The sequence below is a fragment of the Sphingobium agri genome (assembly GCF_023051225.1).
Lineage (GTDB): Bacteria > Pseudomonadota > Alphaproteobacteria > Sphingomonadales > Sphingomonadaceae > Sphingobium > Sphingobium agri.
Genome location: NZ_JALKHS010000005.1, coordinates 79,730 through 98,608 on the forward strand (window position 1 = coordinate 79,730; position 18,879 = coordinate 98,608).

Annotated in this window: 12 protein-coding genes; 4 read left to right on the top strand and 8 right to left on the bottom strand. The window is 63.9% G+C overall.

From position 1 onward, the window contains the following. Window positions 1–33: 33 nt before the first annotated feature. The 4 genes from MU848_RS03090 to MU848_RS03105 form a co-directional block, all read right to left on the bottom strand. Window positions 34–1,707, bottom strand: coding sequence for a ShlB/FhaC/HecB family hemolysin secretion/activation protein (locus MU848_RS03090; protein ID WP_247230174.1), 1,674 nt, complete (start codon window positions 1,705–1,707; stop codon window positions 34–36). Window positions 1,708–1,875: 168 nt separating this feature from the next. Continuing rightward, complete coding sequence (locus MU848_RS03095) at window positions 1,876–2,619, bottom strand: metallophosphoesterase family protein (protein ID WP_247230175.1); 744 nt, start codon at window positions 2,617–2,619, stop codon at window positions 1,876–1,878. Continuing rightward, entirely contained in the window at window positions 2,603–3,376 is a 774-nt protein-coding gene (locus MU848_RS03100; RefSeq protein WP_097093006.1) for a nucleotidyltransferase family protein, read from the bottom strand. Before MU848_RS03100 ends, MU848_RS03095 begins: the two co-directional genes overlap by 17 nt. 212 nt (window positions 3,377–3,588) lie before the next feature. Further along, complete coding sequence (locus tag MU848_RS03105; protein ID WP_380800128.1) at window positions 3,589–4,524, bottom strand: tetratricopeptide repeat protein; 936 nt, start codon at window positions 4,522–4,524, stop codon at window positions 3,589–3,591. Between the two features lie 142 nt (window positions 4,525–4,666). Here MU848_RS03105 and MU848_RS03110 point away from each other — a divergent pair, with 142 nt between their 5' ends. The 4 genes from MU848_RS03110 to MU848_RS03125 are packed head-to-tail and all read left to right on the top strand — an operon-like array spanning window position 4,667 to window position 10,726. Continuing rightward, entirely contained in the window at window positions 4,667–7,192 is a 2,526-nt protein-coding gene (locus MU848_RS03110; protein WP_315862407.1) for a cyclic nucleotide-binding domain-containing protein, read from the top strand. Further along, window positions 7,192–8,067 (top strand): hypothetical protein, encoded by an 876-nt coding sequence (locus MU848_RS03115; protein WP_247230176.1) that lies wholly within the window; start codon window positions 7,192–7,194, stop codon window positions 8,065–8,067. Before MU848_RS03110 ends, MU848_RS03115 begins: the two co-directional genes overlap by 1 nt. 8 nt (window positions 8,068–8,075) lie before the next feature. Further along, on the top strand, window positions 8,076–9,875 hold the full coding sequence (locus MU848_RS03120) for a cytochrome c3 family protein (RefSeq protein WP_247230177.1): 1,800 nt from the start codon (window positions 8,076–8,078) through the stop codon (window positions 9,873–9,875). Window positions 9,876–9,877: 2 nt separating this feature from the next. Then, complete coding sequence (locus tag MU848_RS03125) at window positions 9,878–10,726, top strand: metallophosphoesterase (RefSeq protein WP_247230178.1); 849 nt, start codon at window positions 9,878–9,880, stop codon at window positions 10,724–10,726. 8 nt (window positions 10,727–10,734) lie between these two features. On the opposite strand, the gene MU848_RS03130 is transcribed toward MU848_RS03125, so the two are convergent. From MU848_RS03130 to MU848_RS03145, 4 genes are read right to left on the bottom strand one after another with little or no spacing between them, the layout of a single operon-like run. Further along, window positions 10,735–11,040: a YdeI/OmpD-associated family protein gene (locus MU848_RS03130; protein ID WP_247230179.1), complete on the bottom strand. Its 306-nt coding sequence runs from the start codon at window positions 11,038–11,040 to the stop codon at window positions 10,735–10,737. Between the two features lie 47 nt (window positions 11,041–11,087). After that, window positions 11,088–15,092 carry an LVIVD repeat-containing protein gene (locus MU848_RS03135; RefSeq protein WP_247230180.1) on the bottom strand — a complete coding sequence of 1,335 codons (4,005 nt, stop codon included), beginning with the start codon at window positions 15,090–15,092 and terminating at the stop codon, window positions 11,088–11,090. Continuing rightward, the gene (locus MU848_RS03140) at window positions 15,092–16,930 is read right to left on the bottom strand and encodes a hypothetical protein (RefSeq protein ID WP_247230181.1); all 1,839 of its coding nucleotides are present in this window, start codon (window positions 16,928–16,930) and stop codon (window positions 15,092–15,094) included. Before MU848_RS03140 ends, MU848_RS03135 begins: the two co-directional genes overlap by 1 nt. Window positions 16,931–16,932: 2 nt before the next feature. Beyond that, window positions 16,933–18,858, bottom strand: a complete 1,926-nt coding sequence (locus MU848_RS03145; RefSeq protein ID WP_247230210.1) for a heme-binding protein — start codon at window positions 18,856–18,858, stop codon at window positions 16,933–16,935. Window positions 18,859–18,879 lie beyond the last annotated feature (21 nt).

The following is an 18,879-nucleotide window of genomic DNA, read 5'->3' on the forward strand; positions in this document are numbered from 1 at the left end:
TTCATCTTTCCTTTGCGTATACGCAAAACGGGATCAGAAGGCGCGGCCGATCCCGAAGAAGACGCGCGCGCGGCGGGAATCCGCGCTGTCGACGCGCTTTACCGGCACAGCCATTTCCACGCTCGCCCGCCATTGATTGCCGATGCCGATCCGAACTCCGGCGCCAGCGGATGCGAGCGAAAAATTTTCGGCAGGAAGACGGTAAAAGGGCCGCGCGACCGCATGGGCCATCGCGCCATCGGCATAGGCGAAAAGCGTCGTCTTCTGCAAAATCCCCGCGCGCACAGGCATCCAGCTTAGCTCGGCGGAACCCGCCACCGCCTTTTCAGCCGCGCGGATGCCGATCGGGAAGGCCATGCCCGCGCCGGTGCCGCCCAAAGAAAAGCGTTCGGTCGAGGGCAGTTGGTCGCGGGAATATTGCGCCCTCGCGTTGAGTTTGACGGCAACGCGCTTGGACAGGTTGCGCACGGCGACGGCCTGCACATTGACCTTGGTGAAGATCTTTTCCGAAAAGCCAGTAAAGGCGCGCGCGCCCAGCAGGCCGATGCCCCGGCTGGCGACGGCGGACAGCGCCTGCCCCTGCGTCTGATCGGAATGCGACCAGGATGCGCCGAGCCGCACCGCGCGGGACCGGTAATCGCCGAAGCGGACGTCGAGGAAATAATTGCTGCTGTCGATCCCGTCGATCGAGGCATTGATGGTGAGATTCGTCTTGTTGGAGCGGACCAGCGCATGGCTGATCGTGACGCCTGCCAGCGTCGCTTCGCCTTCGATCGGTCGGTCGCGGACGCGGCTTTTCATATGGGCGATATTGGCCGACAGGGTGGTGCCGTTGCTGCCGATCGGGGTTGCGTGGCTTAGCGAATAAAATTGATAGCGTTCGGGATAGAAGGGCAGATAGCCCGCGATGCGCGTGCTGTCCCCTTCGCGCAGAATGCCGTTGGCGGTCAGCGTCAACTGCGCCTGAACGCCGTCGATGACATTGTTGACCGCGCTGTTGTCGATAAGGACGCCGATTTCGAGTTGCTTGCGCTTTATGATGAGGTCGAGGATCAGGTCGCCCTCGCCCGCACCCTGGCGGACGCGTGCTTCGACGGTCTGGCCGGGAATGTCGCGCAGCAGGCCCAGGGCGCGTTCCAACGTGGCGTTGCGCAGCGGTGCGTCGTGCTTCACCCGCCGCATCTGGGCTTCGATCAAGCGGACCGGCATGCTGGGGGACATGCCCGCCAGCCGATATTCCTTTACCCGCCCCTCGACGATCTTCACGATCAGTTGGCCGCCTGCGGGCACCTGTGCCGGGATGGACACGGAATAAAAGGCGATGCCGCTGCGCGCATAGGCGTCGCCCACCACCTTCGCCACGGCCTGAAGCGTTTCCCGGGTCAGCGGCCGCCCGATCAGGGGAGCGACCGCCTTGTCGAGATGCGGCACGGGGAGCGATGCGCCCATATAACGGACGCGTGTCAGCATGATGCTGCTGGCCGGGCTGGCGGCGGGCGCGATGGCGGGGGCAGGTGGGGCGAGCGTGGCGGGAGGCGCGGGCGCGATGCTGGGCTGAACGCGATCCTGCCGATCCCGGTCGATCAGCGGAGCGGACGCGCCGTCCCCCGCACCCGCCATCTGCGCGGCGGCGGGAAAGCAGGCTGTGAGCAGCGTTGCCGCCGCCGCGATCGCCTTCAGCCCAGCCAAAGCCCCTTTGAAATCCATCTGCCCCACGCCGCCCTGCGCCGTGGATGACGGCGCTTGTCAGGCGTCAGGCCTAGGGCAATGTGATTGCGAATTGCTCCCAAACCATAACCGATTTGGTGCATTCTTGCCCATTCCAGACCGGTGCAAGCGTCAATTGCGACCGGATCGGCGCGATCGTGGCGGCGTTCAGAGCGCGATCAGGGCGTAGGGGCGGTCGAAACGCTCCGACACGACAAATTGCGCGCAATTATAAACCGGGACGCCGCGTGGGGTGCGCCCTTCGAACGCGCCGCGATGCGCGTGGCCGTGCACGGCGAAACGGACATTGTCGAAACGGTCGATCGCCTCCGCCAGCCGCGAAGAGCCGAGGAAAGGGAAGATTTCGGGCGGCTCTCCCTCCACCGTATCGACGACGGGCGCATAGTGGAGAACCGCCACGCAGCGGTCGGTCCGCAGCGAGCGCAGGGCGTTTTCGAGCTTACGCGCCTCGTTGATCGCTTCCTCGACGAAGGTCTTGATGCCCTTTTCCCCGAACGCGCCCAGTTCGCCACGGCCAAAGCCGCCGACAAAGCCTTTCACCCCGGCAAAGCCGACGCCCTTTATCTCCACCGCCTGGTCATCGAGCACGGTGACGCCCGCGCCGTGCAGGATGCGGGCGACTTCTTCGGGCTGGCCGCATTCATAATCGTGATTGCCGAGAACGGCGACGGTGGGGATGGTGCAGGCGCGCAGATCCTCGGCCAATATTTCCGCCTCGCGCGTCTTGCCGAAATTGGTGAGGTCACCGCAGAGCGCCAATATGTCGGCCTTTTCCGAAATCTCCTCGAACATCGCGCGGTAGCGATGCTCTGACGTGTCGGTGACATGCAGGTCGCCGATCGCGGCGAGTGTCAGTCCTTCATGACGGGTGGGTTCATTTGTTGCGGTCATGGCTCTCCTCAAGGCCTTTGCCGACCACATCGGCGAAGCCCCATTCGGTGATGTCGATCAGATAGTCGCGCGGGGATAGAAGCCGCCCACGGCACACGCGGATATTGGGCACGGGCAATTCCGCCCGCGTCTGCAAGCGGCCCAACAGTTCCTCGAACAGCCAGAGCGGGATGCAATGCCGCTCCGTGGGATAGATGAAGCGGAAGTTGAGCAGATGGATCAGCAGCAATTCCCAGTGCAGCTCCATCGTGTCGAGCAGCCATTGCCAGTTGATCCGCTCATGCTGGCGCAGGATGACATGGACGACATCGGCGCCGTCATAGCGATAGCGGTCCTGAATGAAGATCTTCGACAGGATGAACTCGGTCGGCGGGGTGATGCGGACGGTGGTGCCGTAAACTTCGGCATGATCTTCGGCGCGAAACCATTCCTCCGTCACCGGAACACTGGCCGAAGAAATATTGTAGATTACGTCGAAGAAGTTGTTGCCGCGCCAGACTTTCCCGATCCAGCGCTCATCCTCGAACTCGACTTCATGTCCAAGGTGCTTGAAATAGGAGAGGATGCGCGGAGCGTCGCCTGCCTTGCAAAAGACGTCGAGGTCCTTCGTCGGCCGCACGATGCCGGTGTGGCAGCCCAAGGCGTAGGTGCCCGAAAGCATGAAGGGGATGCCGGATTCCACCAGATGCTGGAGGCTTTCGGTGTAGAAGGCCACTGAATCGGGCGGCGGATCGAAGATCGCTGGGTCTGCTGTCATTTCAGGAAGGCAACGGGCGAAGGGGGCGAGTGTTCCGCGACAGGAGACGGGATGATCCCGGGTTAGCATTTGAAACAGTCCCCCTCCCGCAGGCGCGAGGGGTTAGGCGTGGGTGTGAGCGAAGCGAGCTTTTGCCTAAGCCTTTAACAGCGACCTTGCGCTAGCCCACCCCCCAGCCCCCTCCCGCTTGCGGGAGGGGGAGTTATCCCTCCTTAAATCCCCGGCACCGCCAGCAGCCTTGCCTCATCGCGCAGCCTTCCGGCCTGCGCGGGATTGGCTTTCCGCGCGGCCTGATAGGCCGCCTGTGCCTTTGCCGTTTCGCCCAGCGTCATGCGGCTGCGCATCAGCATGATCCAGCCGTCGACATTGGCGGGATTGGCCTTGAGCTTGGCTTCCAGCCCCGACACCATGCCTTCGATCATCGCGTCCTGCTGCCCCTTGGGGAGTTGCGCGGCGGCTTGCATCTGCTCGCGGCTTGGCCCGGGGATCGCTGCCGTGGCGACCGATCCGATGGGCGGATGCGGCGCAGCGGGCTTTACCGCTGCCAGACGGTCCTTGACGTCGATGCCATTGATCTTGCCGACCTGCTCGATCGTCCGCCGCAAGTCGGCTTCCCACGGCGCGCCGGGCGGGGTGTCGGCAAGCAGTGCCAGCCAGTCGCGGATTGCGCCTTCATGATCCTTGGCAAGGTCCTTGCGGACAGCGAGGAAATAGCGGGCGCGCGGCTCCTTGGGATCGAGCTTCACCGCCTTGCCGAAGGCGTCCGCTGCTTCCCGTGGCATCGGGTCATGTTCGCTCGCCATCACCAGCGCTTCACCAAGCGATGACCAGAATGTCGCATTATCTGGGGCCAGCTTGACGGCGCGGCGATAAGCGCGGGCGGCGTCGGCATGACGGCTGCTCTCGAAATAGGCCCAGCCGAGCATCTGCCAGCCTTCCGCGTCGTTGGGATTGGCGCCAACGCGCTCCTGAAGACCACGGATGACGCTTTCCGGATCGGAAGGCTGCTGCCCCGCCGCAGCGAAGGGCGCGGAAGCGGCACTTTCCTTTTCCTGCGGCCGGTCGCGCCAGACATTATAGCCGACCGACACGATCGCCAGCCCGGCCGCCCCGATCAGAGCCACTCGCCCCACGCTCAGCTTCGCCACTCAACCACCCCCGATAACCACCAACTGCTCTCTAGCGTGACGCAGCGGAATTGATAGAGTGCCCAAAGACTTGATCCGCGCATCATAAACCGGCAGGGGCATGGCCGGGGCTGCGGGTGATCTCGCAAGAGGGGGGACATAAGTGACTGACCGCGTGCGTATCGCGATCGTCGGGTCGGGACCGGCGGGGATGAGCGCGGCCGCGCGCGCGGCGCAGCTGGGTATCCCGCATCTTCTGATCGAAAAGACGGACCATCTGTCCGACACGATCTTCAAATATCAGAAGGGCAAGCATGTGATGGCGACGCCCAGCCAACTCGTGCTGCGTTCCGATTTCGATTTCGACGCTGGCAAGCGGGAAGCGATCCTGGGCCGCTGGAACGAGCAGGCCGCCGCGCAGGGTATCAACATCGCCTATAATGCCGAGGTGAAGGCGATCACCGGCACCGGCGATCCGATCCCGGGCAGCGTGCAGAAGATCGTGGAGCGCAAGCGCGACGGCACGACCGACACGAAGGAAATCCAGCGCCTCGCCCCGCCCTACCGGCTGACGTTGACGGACGGGCGCGAAATCATCGCCGATGCGGTGATCATGGCAATCGGGACGCAGGGCAATCCCAATTTGATGCGGGTTCCGGGCGCCGATCTGCCGCATGTGCAATATCAGCTGGACGATCCCGCCGATTATAATGACGAGCATATTTTCGTCGTCGGCACCGGGGACGCGGGGATCGAAAACGCCATGGGCCTCGCCGCCGACGAAGCGCAGGGGAATGTCGTCACCATCCTCAACCGGGGAACGGAGTTCGCCAGCGCGAAGCCCGCCAACGTCAAGGCGCTGATGGCCGCCGCCGAAGCCGGACGCCTGTCGATCATGACGGAATCGACCACGGCGAAGATCGAGCCCGGCTTCATCACGCTCGACAGCCGCGACGGCGAAGTGAAGGTGCCATGCGACCGCATCATCGCCCGCATGGGCTCCGCCCCGCCGCGCGCGTTCGTGGAAAGCTGCGGCGTGGAATTTGCCAGCAGCGACCGCTTGGCTTTCCCCAAACTCTCGCCAGTGTTCGAAAGCACCGCGCCCGGCATCTTCGTCATCGGCGCGCTGGCGGGCTATCCGCTGATCAAGCACTGCATGAACCAGGGCTATGACGTTGTCGAATATATCAATGGCAATCGTGACCTGAAGCCGGCCGACGAACCTATTCTCGCCGCCAAATTCGCGGCGTTGCCGGAAAAGCGTTCGGTCGCGGAATGGCTGGAGTTCCTGCGCACCAGCGTGTCCATCCTCGAAGGCTTGTCGCCGCTCCAGATGCGCGAATTCATGCTGGACAGCGAAGTCCGCGCCTATCGCGCTGGCGAGGTGATCTTCGAAAAGCATGACCCCGGCTCATCGCTTTTCGGCATCGCGGGGGGTCAGGCGCTGGTGGAGGTCGCTCCCGGCACCAACGTGCCGATCGAGGCAGGATCGATTTTCGGCGAAGTCGGCCTGATTTCCGGCCGCCGCCGCGGTTCCACCGTGCGCGCAGGCACGGACTCGATCATGGTGGAGGTGTCTCGGACGGCGGCGCTGAAGCTCATGTCCTCCAACCCGCCCGCCAAGCGCGCCATCACCCGCATCTCGACCGAGCGGCAGCTGCTCCAGATGTTCGGTGCTGGCCTGACACCCGCCGATCTCGCCGAAGTGCTCGACACGGCCGAAATCCAGACGGTGAAGGCGGGCGAGGCGATCCTGACCGAAGGCGACCTCGGCAACGACATCTATGTGATCCGCGTCGGCTCCATGATCGTGGAGAAGAAGATCGGCGGCAGACAAGTCTTCCTCTCTTACCTTCCCGCTGGGTCCTATGTCGGCGAAATGGCGCTGATCGCGGGCGGGCCCCGCACCGCCACGGTCAAGGCCACGGTCAAGTCCGAAGTCATCAAGCTGAACGGCGACGCCTTCGCCCGGCTGATGGCCGCCAAGCCCGCACTGCTGGAGCGCGCCCGCAAGGACATGGCTGCGCGGCAGGACGTTAACGCCTTCATCGAAAGCCGCAAGGACAGCTTCTCCACTGTCGTCGACATGTATTCGGAGACGGCAAAATTCCTGGTCGACAACGGCATTGGCGAAGCCACCGACGTGCTGTTGATCGACGAGCATCTGTGCGTCGGCTGCGACAATTGCGAAAAGGCGTGCGCAGACAGTCATGAAGGCCTGTCCCGCCTCGACCGGGAAGCCGGGCGCACCTACGCCCATCTCCATGTGCCGACCAGCTGTCGCCATTGCGAGCATCCGCATTGCATGGCCGATTGCCCGCCCAACGCCATCCATCGCGGCCCGGATGGGGAGGTCTTCATCGACGAGACCTGCATCGGCTGCGGCAATTGCCAGCGCAACTGCCCCTATGGCGTGATCCGCATGGACAGCGTGCCGCCCAAGAAGCCGGGCCTGCTCAGCTGGATGTTCTTCGGCGCAGGGCCCGGGCCCGGCGAGCCGTCGAAGAAATGGCGCTACAAACATGCCGAGCCCGGTGTCGAAAAGCCCAAGAAGGCGATCAAGTGCGACATGTGTTCCGGCATTGACGGCGGTCCCGCCTGCGTCCGCGCCTGCCCCACTGGCGCCGCCATTCGCGTGTCGCCAGAGGATTTTCTCACTGTCGCCCGCCTTGATGGGCAAGCGAACTGATGGCCACCCGCGCACCCTCCGCTCGCCGCATCAAAGGCGAAGTCCTGCATGACGGCTTCCTGCGTCACGCCAATTTCCGCTGGCTGAAGATCGCTGGCCTTCTCTGCCTGCTCGTTATCGCCAGCTATCTGATGATCGACATAACGCCGCGCCATAATGGCGGGAGCTGGTACGGCTATATGCTGGGGACGATCGGCGTCGGCCTGATCCTGTGGCTGACGCTGCTCGGCCTGCGCAAGAGGGCCATGACGCGCGGCCGCTGGTCACTCAAGGCCTGGACCAGCGCGCATGTCTATCTGGGTTTGAGCCTGATCGTCATCGGCACGCTGCATACGGGCTTTCAGCTGGGCTGGAACGTCCATACGCTGGCCTATGTCCTGATGATGCTGGTGATCCTGTCAGGTCTGTTCGGCATCATCGTCTATGCGACGCTCCCCACCGCGCTCAGCAACAACCGCGCGGAAATGACGCAGGTGCAGATGCTCGAAGCGGTCCGCGCCATCGACCGGCAGCTGCATGATGCCGCGCAACCGCTGCCCCAGGCCCAGGCCAGTCTGGTCCGCCAGTCGCTGGATGACGATCCGTTCGGCGGCAGCCTGATCGCGCGGCTTTCCGGCCGCTACCCGCGCTGCGCTACTGCCGCCGCGCAGGCGGCATTGCGCCATTGGACCGGCGATCATCCGGATACCGGCGAGGAGCCCTTGGAAAGGATCGACGCACTGCTCGAGCGCAAGCAGGCGATGCTCGCGCGTCTCCGCCGACACCTACGGCTGAAGGCGTTGCTGGAGGTCTGGCTGTACGTCCATGTCCCGGCGACTTTCGCCCTGCTCGCCGCGCTGACCGCGCATCTCGTCAGCGTCTTCTTCTACTGGTGAGCGCGCAGATGAGCTTCACAGTCCGCCAGATCAGCCTGACCGCAGACGGGCGCGAGATCGTCCGCAGCGCAACGCTCGACAAGCCGCAGCTGGTGCTCGGCCGTGCATCGACGAGCGACATCCACCTGCCCGACCTCGCGCTGGAGCCCGATCACGCGCGCATCGAACAATTGGACGCCCGCACGATCCGAGTGCGCGCGACCGGCACGCTCGGCTTCGAGATAGAGGGCCGCACTACCCGCAGCGCCGACATCGACGTCAGCAAAGGCGCGGAATTGCGCTTCGGCGGGCACCGCATCACTGTGTCACAGGAAGATGGCGCAACCGTCCTCACCATCCGCCGCGTCGATGCCGTTTCGGAAGCCTCGGAAGAAAAGGAGGAGGCTCGCGTCTTCTCCCTCGCGCGGCTTGCCCCGCCGAAGCGACTGACCGCATGGGGCCTCGTCCTCGCCATCCTGATCGGCTTCCTTGCCGTTCCGATCTACAGCTACGCCACCCGCCCTGCGGACGACATGCGCAACATCTACAGCGTGAAGGGCGACAATATTAAGGGGGATGGGGCCTGGTCCTCCGGCCCGTTGAGCCAGGCGCACCACGCGCTGGAAGGCAAATGCGAGACCTGCCATCAAAAGGCGTTCGTTTCCGTCCGCGATTCTGCCTGTCAGACATGCCACACATCTGTGCATGACCATGCTCCGGCCGCCCGCATCGCCATGGCGCGCACGGAACCCGGCATCGGCGGCAAGTTCCTGAACCTTGTCGCCTCGACCTTCGGCAAACCGCCGGAAGGTGCCTGCGTCGATTGTCACCGCGAGCATGAAGGCGCTGGCCCCATGCAGCCGACGCCCCAGGCTTTCTGCACGGATTGCCATGGCAGTCTGAAGGATCGGCTGAAGGACACGAAGCTCGCCGATGCAGGGGATTTCGGGACCGCACATCCGCAATTCACGGCGCTGGTCCAATATAATCCCGGCAAGCAGCCGAACTTCACCCGCGCCTCACTCGACGCCAAACCGATGGACGATAGCGGCCTCAAATTTCCGCACGACATTCACCTGTCGCAGACCGGCGGCGTCGCTCGCATGGCGCGCACGGTGGGCGGCTATGGCGACGCGCTCGCCTGCAAGGATTGCCACCGCCCAACGGCCGACGGCGTGCGATTCCTGCCCGTGGACATGGAGCGCGATTGCCAATCCTGCCACAGCCTTGCCTTCGAAAAGATCGGGGGTACGGTGCGGACTCTGCGCCATGGGCAGCCCGATCAGGTGATCGCGGATCTGCGTGCTTATTACCGGTCCACCCCGCCGGCGCAGCCCCTGTCACTCGGCGGCATGGCGCGCCGCCGTCCCGGCGATTATGCACAGGGCCGCATGTATCACGCCTATTTCGGCGCTCAGGCGGCGCGCCCCTCCCGCGCGGACGACGCGATCCGCTCCGTCTTTTCAAAGGGCGGCGCTTGCTATGACTGCCATATCGTCACCCCGCCCGGCGCGAACGGCAGTGCCAGCTGGAGCGTCACGCCGGTCAAGCAGCCGATGCGCTACATGATGAACGGCTGGTTCGATCATAAGGCCCACAGCACAGAGACGTGCGAAAGCTGCCATGCCGCGGCGAAGAGCCATGATGCGCGCCAACTGCTCCTGCCCGGCATAGACGGTTGCCGCACCTGCCATGGCGGTGAGAAGTCGAAAGCGCCCGTGCCATCGAGCTGCGCCATGTGCCACAGCTATCATGTCGGCGATGGCGCGCCATGGACGCCTGTCCGGGCGACAATCAAGGAAGATCGGGCCACGAGGGAGAAGGACTAGCCATGCTGATCGCGCAGGTTACCGACATCCATCTGGGTTTCGACCGCGACAATCCGGGCGAATTCAATCGCCAGCGGCTTGACCAGGTGCTCCGTGCGCTCATCGAGGGCCCCAACCGCCCCGACCTGCTGCTCGCCACCGGCGACCTCACCGAATATGGCGATGCCGGCAGCTATCGCCGCCTGGCGGAAGCGTTCAGTCAGTGCCCCTTCCCCGTGTGGCCGGCGATGGGCAATCATGACGACCGCGCCAATTTCGCCCGGCATTTCCCGAATGTCCCGCAAGAAGAAGGCTTCGTCCATTATGTGGTGGCAAGCGAGGGCCGCCGCATCATCATTCTCGACACGCTCGAACCCGGCCGCCATGGTGGCGCTTTCTGCGAAGTCCGCGCTACCTGGCTGGCCGCCCGGCTCGACGAAGACGCACACACCCCCACCCTGATCGTCATGCACCACCCGCCGATTGAGGCAGGCATCGATTGGATGAACACCCATCCCGACGAGCCATGGGTGCAGCGCTTCGCCGCAACCATCGCGGGCCGCCCCAACATCGCCGCCATCCTCTGCGGGCATCTCCACCGCACCATTGCCGCGCCGTGGCAGGGCACGACCGTCGCCATCTGCTCCTCGACCGCGCCGCAACTCGCGCTGGACCTGCGCCCCATGGACACCGGGCAGCCTGACGATCGCCCCATGATCGTCGCCGATGCTGCCGCCTACGCCCTCCACCGATGGACGGACGCGGGCTTCGTCACCCATTTCGAAACGGCTGGCGAACGCGCGACGCTGGCGAAGTTCGATGAAAGGATGCAGCCGCTGGTGCGGATCCTGATGGATGAGCGGCCCGCTTAAGGCGGGGCTTATCCCTTCTTCTTGTCGATCAGCACCGCCTGCTGCCATTTGCCGGGCGCCTTGTCGGTCCGATGGATGCAACCCGCCCAGCAACAGGGCCGCTTCTTTCCTTCCAGCAATTCCTCGCGCGTCCGATCGATGCGCCGCGCGCGCGTCTTCGCCTGCTTGGCGTCGTCGATCCAGCAAATGAACTCGTTACGGCCCAGCGGCGTCAGCGCCTGCCACAGTGCCAGCACCTCCGGCTCCGCCCGTAACGCCGCCTGCAAATCTTCACCTGCTTCATGCACAGTGCCGTGGAAAAAGGCTTCGGTCATGAAATGCTCCGTGCAACCGTCCCACCAGGATCAGCGGAAAACGCCCCTCACCGCAATAATGGCGGCCGCCACGCCTTCATATCGACATCGTCGCTGACCTTGTAGGGTATGCCCTTCGAGGTCAGGAACAGCCGTTCCATTTCGCTGCGGGTGAAGGGCCGGGAGCCCAGCCGCCCGAACACCGCGATCTGTCCGCCGGTTTCGTCTACCGCACGGTCGCGGTCAAGGCCCTTGGATAGCGCGACGGCGGGCGTTGGTGTCCGTGCCCAGGCGATCAGTTCGGGCTTGGGCGCGGGGGAGAATCCGTAGAAATTGGGCTGGCTTGCCGGGCTGGTCAGCTGGATCACCTTCATGCCGTTCCGCCCGTCCGCGACATAGGCGAAGAGGGAGGCATTGGTGGTGGCGACGATCACATCCTCCACGTCCGTCATCTGCCCGCCGAAGGTCTCCTTGGCATAGACGCTCGGCCGGAGCGGATTGGTGATGTTGACGATGGCCAGCCCCTCTGCCTTCGCCGCGACATAGGCATAGGTGCGCGCCAGATAGATGCGGCGCGCGTCCTTCAGCGGCACGGTGGCAGATGGAACCGCCACGGGATCCGTCAGCTTCGTCACGTCGAACAGCTTCAGTCCATCGGCATCCGTCACCCACAGGTAGCGGAACTGAATGGCGCTCGCGCGCGCATCCTTCATCGGCCGGACGGCAGCAAGGCGCGGATGCAGCGGATCGGCAAGGTCCACCACCACCAGCCCCGCATCCGCCGTGATATAGGCGATCTGCCCCGCCAGCTGGATATGCCGCGCCCCGTTCAGCACGCCATCGGGATTCCAGGTCACCGCGCGTTTCAGGAAATTGTTGCGAAACTCGCCGTCGGCCATAGTCTCGATATTGACCATGATCAGCCCTTCGATGCTGTCGGTCACGGCCGCATAGCTGTAGATCGGAAGGAACGGCTGTTCCTGATTGATCTCGCGCAATTCCTTGGTGCTGCGCAGCGGGTTTATGGGTTGGTTCGTGGGCAGTGCCATGCAGGTCGCGTTCTTCGACGCCACGCCCGTATTATGGCCGAGCTTCGAGAAGGGGCCGCTGAGGATCGGTTCGGAAAAGCCCTTGTTGGCGATCGATGCGACGTCATAGACGCGGAAGCCGCCCTTGCCCTCCGCAACATACATATATTCGCCGCGCAATTGCAGGCACCCGACGCGATCGCGCGTGCCCTTCACGACATTGCGGAATTCCTCGACGGCTTGGCTCTCGCCGGAAGCCTTCTTGTCGAAGAACTTGCCGCGAACCCAATTCTTCAGCTCGCGCCCATTCTGCTCGACATGCAGCTTCCAATAATCGGGATAGGCATATTTCTGAAGATAGCTGCCGATCACCGCCTGTGGTTCGTCCCATTCGGTGACACGGATCGCTTCGAACCCGCCTTCCAGACCCGTCCAGGCATTGAGGCCGACGAAGTTCACGAAATTGGTGCCGAGCAGCATCAACTGCGACATGATCGCGTTGTTGTCGTCCTTCGCCGACAGGTGGCAGTCGGAACAGGTCTTCGTCTCTGTCTTGCGCACCGTGTGGGGGAAATGCGGGGCGAAGGCCTGGCTTGAAAAGCCGATGCCGGACACGGGCGGCTGCTGGATATAGATGCGTTCGCGGTTGATGTTGGTCGATGACAGCACCAGCGCGGACGTCGACCGCACCGGCGCGGTCTCATTCCCCTTGGTCGTCATATGCTTGCCAAGCTGGAACATCTCATCGCGCGCGACCTGGGGATTGTAGGTCGCGAAGTTGCGCGTCTCCTCGCTATCATAATGGTGGAGCGAGGTCTTCCAATTCGCCTCGATCGGCAAGTGGCAGCCGCCGCAACTGGTGGTCCAGCTCAAGTGACAGGTGAAGCAGGCCATGTTGTCATCGCCATGCGCCCGGTCTGCCTTGGCCACGCCGGGGCCGAAGGCGAAACTGCCATCTTCCGCGCCCGATCGGCTCATCAGCTTGGCGCGCGCCGCCTTGGCGTTGAAATGTGGATTGGTGGAATCGACGCTGTCCTTCACCAGCGACACTTCCCATTCCAGGGTAGGATCGACGATCGACCGCTGGATCAACTTGCGCCGCCCGCTCGCGTCATAATACCATTCGAACCGGCGCTTGCCGTCCGGATTGCGCAGCAGCGCCAGGTTGGTGCCCTTGGGCGGCGCGGCCGGTCCGGATGTCAGCAGAGTCGGATAGGCGTCGGCGGTGCCGTGGCAATCCTTGCAGCCGATCTCGATCGCGTTCGCCACTTCGCCATAGATGAAGCCGTTGCCATGGCTGTCCTGCGCGAAATGGCAATCGGCGCACTGCAGGCCCTTTTCGGCATGGATGTCCATGAGGTGGACCGACTTGCCGGGATTGACGCCGGGCTGAACGAACTTACCCTCGCCCTTCTTCCGCCACTTCTCCGGATCGTCGTTGGGCACGACCTTCCCATCCGCATCGAGCAGATTGCCCTCGCGATCCCGCTTGAAGACGCCGCGGAAATTCCAGCCATGGCCGTGATAATCGGCGAACTGCGTATCCTTCGCCTTGTCATTGAGGTCATAGACGTTGCGCAGGAAGTCGAGGTCCGACCATTTGCCGCGCGGGCCAGCGCCTTCGGGATTGCGCTCCAGCGTCTGGTGCGTTTCGGCAGCCGTCGGGTATTTCTGCTTTTCCGGCCACATCAGGCCTGCGTCGGACTCATAGTCCCACATGGTGTAGCCGAGATAGCTATTCAGGAAGATATTGGGCTGGTGCATGTGGCAGTTCATGCACTGCGCGGTCGGGATGGCGCGGGTGAAGGTGTGGCGGATCGGGTGTCCGCTTTCCTTGACCGCCGCGACGGGGTGATTGGGCGCCTCTACGCCGTGCGCGCCTTTTAGCGCGCCGTGTCCGCCGTTTTTATGCCGGGCGTCCTGTGCATGCGCCATCTTGTTTGCGATCGTCGGATCGATGGTCGCGGTCTGCCCGTCCCGGCCATATTGCGCGTAGATCAGGCTGTGGCGCGGTTCCCGGTCGTTGGCATAGACAACATGGCATCCCGAACAGCCCGAATGGCGATAGTCGCCTGGCTGGTCGTTGGTCCCCATAAACCACATATAGGGATCGTTGAGGCGCGTCTTGTGCAGGTTCAGCACCGGGATCGCCACTCGCAGGCCGGTGCCCGGCCCACGGCTCGACTGCTTGAGGTCCGGCCGCCCCGGTTCCTCCAGCCGCTGGATGGAGCCGGTCGGGTTGGGCAGGCCGATTTCAGGAAATTGGGTAGCGATATTGCGCCCCCCGCGCTCGAACACGCGGAACACGTCGCCCGGCGGCGTCACCTGCCAATTGGGGAGCGGATAGAGTTCGGACAGCGCGCCGCGGGCTTTCTGCTCGGCCGTCAGCGTACCCGCAGGGGAGCCCGGCGACACGATCTTCGCGGGTTTTCCATCCTTGGTGTAAGCCTCACCGAAGATGTAGTTTTTGTATGGCACGATGCCGTTATTATAGGCCGCCCCGCCCCACAGCATCGCGCCCGACGCCATCAGCGACCGCTCCGCCGCCTCGATCGTCTGCATGTGGCACGACCCGCAAGCCTCCCGCGCCACGCGATAGTCGCTGGGATTGACGAAGCGCACGAACTCGGGCGCTTCCCGGTTCAGCAGCGTGTAAGTCCGCTTGGGATTCGCGGAGGATGGATAGTGCCAGCTGCCCGGATAGCGCGGCAGCACATGCGCCTTGTCCCGCGCCGTGACATAGGCGGGATCGTCGAAGCCATGGGCTGGATCGCCGCGCACCGTCGCATCGCCGCCATGGCAATCGACGCAGCCCAGCATCACCGCAGGCGTCGCGTGCATCGACGGTTCGTCCGTCTTGGTATGGCAGCTGTAGCAGCCTTCCGATTTGGCCGCGACCTGATCGGCTGTCTGGCTCATCGGTGCGGGGGGCGTCTTGGGATAGACCCGTTCGACTGGCTTTTCCGCGTCGGATGCGTGCAACACGACGACCGGCACGGTCAGCGCGGCGAGCATCAGCAACAAGAAGACAAAGATCGGCCGCATCAATAACTCAGGATCAGGTTGCCGAGCACCGAATAATAGTTCCGGTTGCGCTCGCTATTTGTGAAAAGGTCGCGAAAGCCCGCGCCCGGCAGCAGGGTCGCGCCCGACAGGCGGAATACGATATTCTGCGTCGCGTGCGGCCGCCAGATCGCGGCAGTGGAGAGGTCCCAGCCGATCGCCTTGGGAATGCTTCCTTCATTGCGCAAAGCCTGCAGGGTCGCTGTATTCTGAAACCAGAGATGGTTGGCGTTGGCCGACAATCTCAGTTCCGGCAACAGATCGAAGTCCGCGCCCGCGCCCAGCAGCATCGTGCCGGGATTGTTGAAGTTCGACTGGCCCTGCTCCTTGGACGAGCGCAAGGAGTTCAATATGCCGTTGCGCCCGTTGATCCCGATGGCCCGCCCGCCGCCGGCGAAAGGGATCGTCTGCCTGATCCAATAGCTGGTGTCCGCGCCCGCAAAGATGGGGTTCTCGAAAATCGCGTCGAAGCCGTTTTCGCGATCGTCATAAGGATCGCCATCGCCGCTGGCATAGAGCCCCGACAGACGGAAGCGCATCCAATCTTTGTCGATGCTCGCCTCGGCAGCGGCGAAAAACGCCCTGATCTGCGCAGGCTCAGACGTGAAGATGCTGTTTCGATCCTCGCCCAAGGCCCCGTACACCGAAGCCGTCAGATTGATCCGCCCGATCCGCCCGTCAGCGTTGTAGCCCAGATAGACGACATCATAATCCCGGCCGCGTAGATCGCCCAGCAGGGCGGGCCGCACCGGAAAGCCATTGTCATCAACCTCGATCCGCCCCGCCTCGCGGTTCATATTGTAAACGGCGGTGATCTGGCTGGTGAGGCCGGGGATCAGGAAATCCTGCCGATAGAGGTTCGCCAGGAACACCCAATCGCGCCGGGGGGACTGCACGACGCTGTTGAGGCCGCTGTTCGTATCCTTTTCCAACCGCCAGAAGGCCGCAAGATTGAACTGGAAGCGATTATTATCCCGATTACCGAACAGCCGGATGCCCAACTGCTGGTCGTTGAACAGGAAGCCGCGAAAGTCCGATTGAAAAGGCTGGATGCCCACGCGGATCGAGCGGAAGTCGTAGCGATCCGATGTGTTCGCCAGGTGATAATCGACGAACAGCTCCTGCACGCCCAGGAAATGGTCGGTGCGATGCGACGGCTTGGACGGCTCGACGAACAACACCCGCCGTTCGGGCACATTCACATGGTTGATGTTGTAGGCCAGCGTCAGCCGATATTCGATCTCCGGCGGCTTGAAGGCGGTCGAGCCCTTGATCAGCGCGACGCCGCCGATGAAGGTCTGGCTTAACACATAGCTCGCGTCCTTGCCGAACACATCGATGCTGCCGGGCCGCTCGGTCGTCTGCACCCCCACGGGAATGGGGAAGGTGCGCGGCTCGATCACCGAGTCGCTCACCGCATTGGCGACGAAGAACCAGTCATCGCCCTTGATCGGCAGCCACTTCACCTTTTGACGGTTGATCGGCCGGTCGCCCTTCAACGTATTCTGTCCGTAGGGGTCGAACCAGCGTTCCTTGACCACACCGAGAGATTCGATCAGCCGCCAGCGATCGGGGATCGGCACCTGATCGACAGGGAAAGCCTCGGGGGGCGGCGCACGCACTGCGCCCGGATTGTCCTGCGTCACCGCTTCGGGCAGCGGGGCTTCATAGCCCGGTCTGCGGCGGCCTTCTATCGACTGATCGTCCGCGCCAACCTCCGGCGCATTCAATATCTCTTCCCAATTGTCGGGCGGCGGCGGGGGCACGGGCTCGCCCGGCTGCGCCAGCGCGAAGAGCGGCAGGAACGCGGCGACCCCCATCGCTACAGGCCCTGACAGACATTTTGCGACGAACTGTCGAGGAAGGGTGCAAAGGGACAGCTCACATAGCGCAGCCGCACGGACGCGTTGCCCAGGTCGACAACGATCCGGTCCGCGCGGATGGCAGCAGGGGCATTGCCGATGCCGCCGCCGCGTTGCCCGCCATTATGCGCGCCCAGGAAACTGATCATGTCATCCTGATCGATGCCGTCACCCGAAACGCCGATCGCACCAACCAGCACATTGCCGCGATAGATGGGGACAGAACCGGGGAAGATCTGGATGCCATTCTGGATGCGATTGCCCGCGCCGACGCCGGTGACGGCCGAACAACGCTGCGGCGTGTCGGTCGCACTCGCGCCCGTCACATAGGCAAGATGGGCGGCGAGATCACCCACGACCAGCGCGGATTGCAAGCCTGTGGAGAAAGGATTGAACTGCGCGATGGGGCGGGAGAAAGGCCCGTTGGGCCGCCCCACCTCGCCGTCAGGAAAATAGGGGCGTGACAGATTGCCGTTCGCACGATCGGTGAAGGCATGGGTGCCGGTCAAGGCTGCCGGATCGTTGAGGAAGGTCCGCGCCTTGCCCACGAAAGCCGCGACGTCAGCGCTGCTGCTCGCCAGCAGGTCCGGCGCGGCGTGGCTGCTGGAGAAGAAAGCCGCCGTCCGAGCCTTCTGCAAACTGACGTCGGTGCCGAAGATCGGCGCGTCGGGCGATCGCACGATGCCGAGTGCCGCGCCGCGCGTGTCGACCACGCTGATCGTCACCTGCGCGCGGCTGTCGAGCGGCTGCCTGATCTGCGCGCGCGCCCGGCTCATGATGGTGAAGGCTTCCTCCAGCACCGCCGTCACCTCGGCGGCGGTCAGGGGCTGCGTCACATCACCCGCGTCGGTCGCGGCTCGGATCGGGAAACGGTTATTCCCCGACCCATCGGTCAGCACGAAGGCGTCGCGATTGGAAAACTCCGCCACCCGCGAAGCCCGCACGCCTGAAAGCTCGCTGCCATAGGCGACGCCCGCCAGCACCATCGGTGCGGGATCGCCATAATAGCCGCGTACCGCCACCAGGCTTCCCGCGCTGCCGTTGATCGCGGCGAAGCTGGCCACGCCGCTCGCCGTCAGCCCCGCATAGGCAGCGTCCGAATAGCGAAGCGACGTGCCGTCAACAAAGATGCGGTTTGCGCGGATACTATCGGGCGCTTCAAAGCCCAGCGTTCCGGCCAATGCGATATATTCTTCCGGATCATTGTCCGTGTCGGTGACATCGGGATCGGAGCCATAGACCCCATCGGCCATGACGCCGATGCCGCCGACCACGACGCCATTCTTATAGAGCGGGAAGCCGCCCGGATCAGCCGCCAACCCCAGCGGCGACCGCTTGGGCCCGATCATCGCCATGGCGCCCGACGAGATGTAGCGCGCCGACAGGTCCGAACAGGGGAGCTGGCTGAATTGCACGCCGAATAGCGGCCCGCTTTCGAGGCCCACGGTGCCCGGCGCGGGCGGAAAATGCTCCTGCACGATCATGCTCGCCGTGCGGGTCGAAAAGGCATTGCCGCCGCTTGACAGATAGGCCCCGGTGATAGCCTTGCTGATCGCGCCCGCCTCGGCCGGAACCGTCAGATTTTGCGCATCGATATTCTGCCCATTGGGCGCGGCGCTGGTGGTGGCAGTCGCCCGCGCGCCATTCATGCGGAACACGGCCAGCACATTGCCCACCCGGTCCGTCACCGCGATGACCGCGGGCAGGCTGCGCGCCTGCGCCTCGGCTGCGGCATGGGCAACGACACTCTCCACATCGGCGACCGTCAGCGCCTCCTGCGCCGGATCGGCATAAAGGCGTGAGGCGGTGGGTGTAGGCGTCGGCGTCGGGCTGCCCCCGCCGCTTGCGCCATCATTTCCGCCGCCGCCGCCGCAAGATGCCAGCATCAATGCGGACAGCGCTGCGAA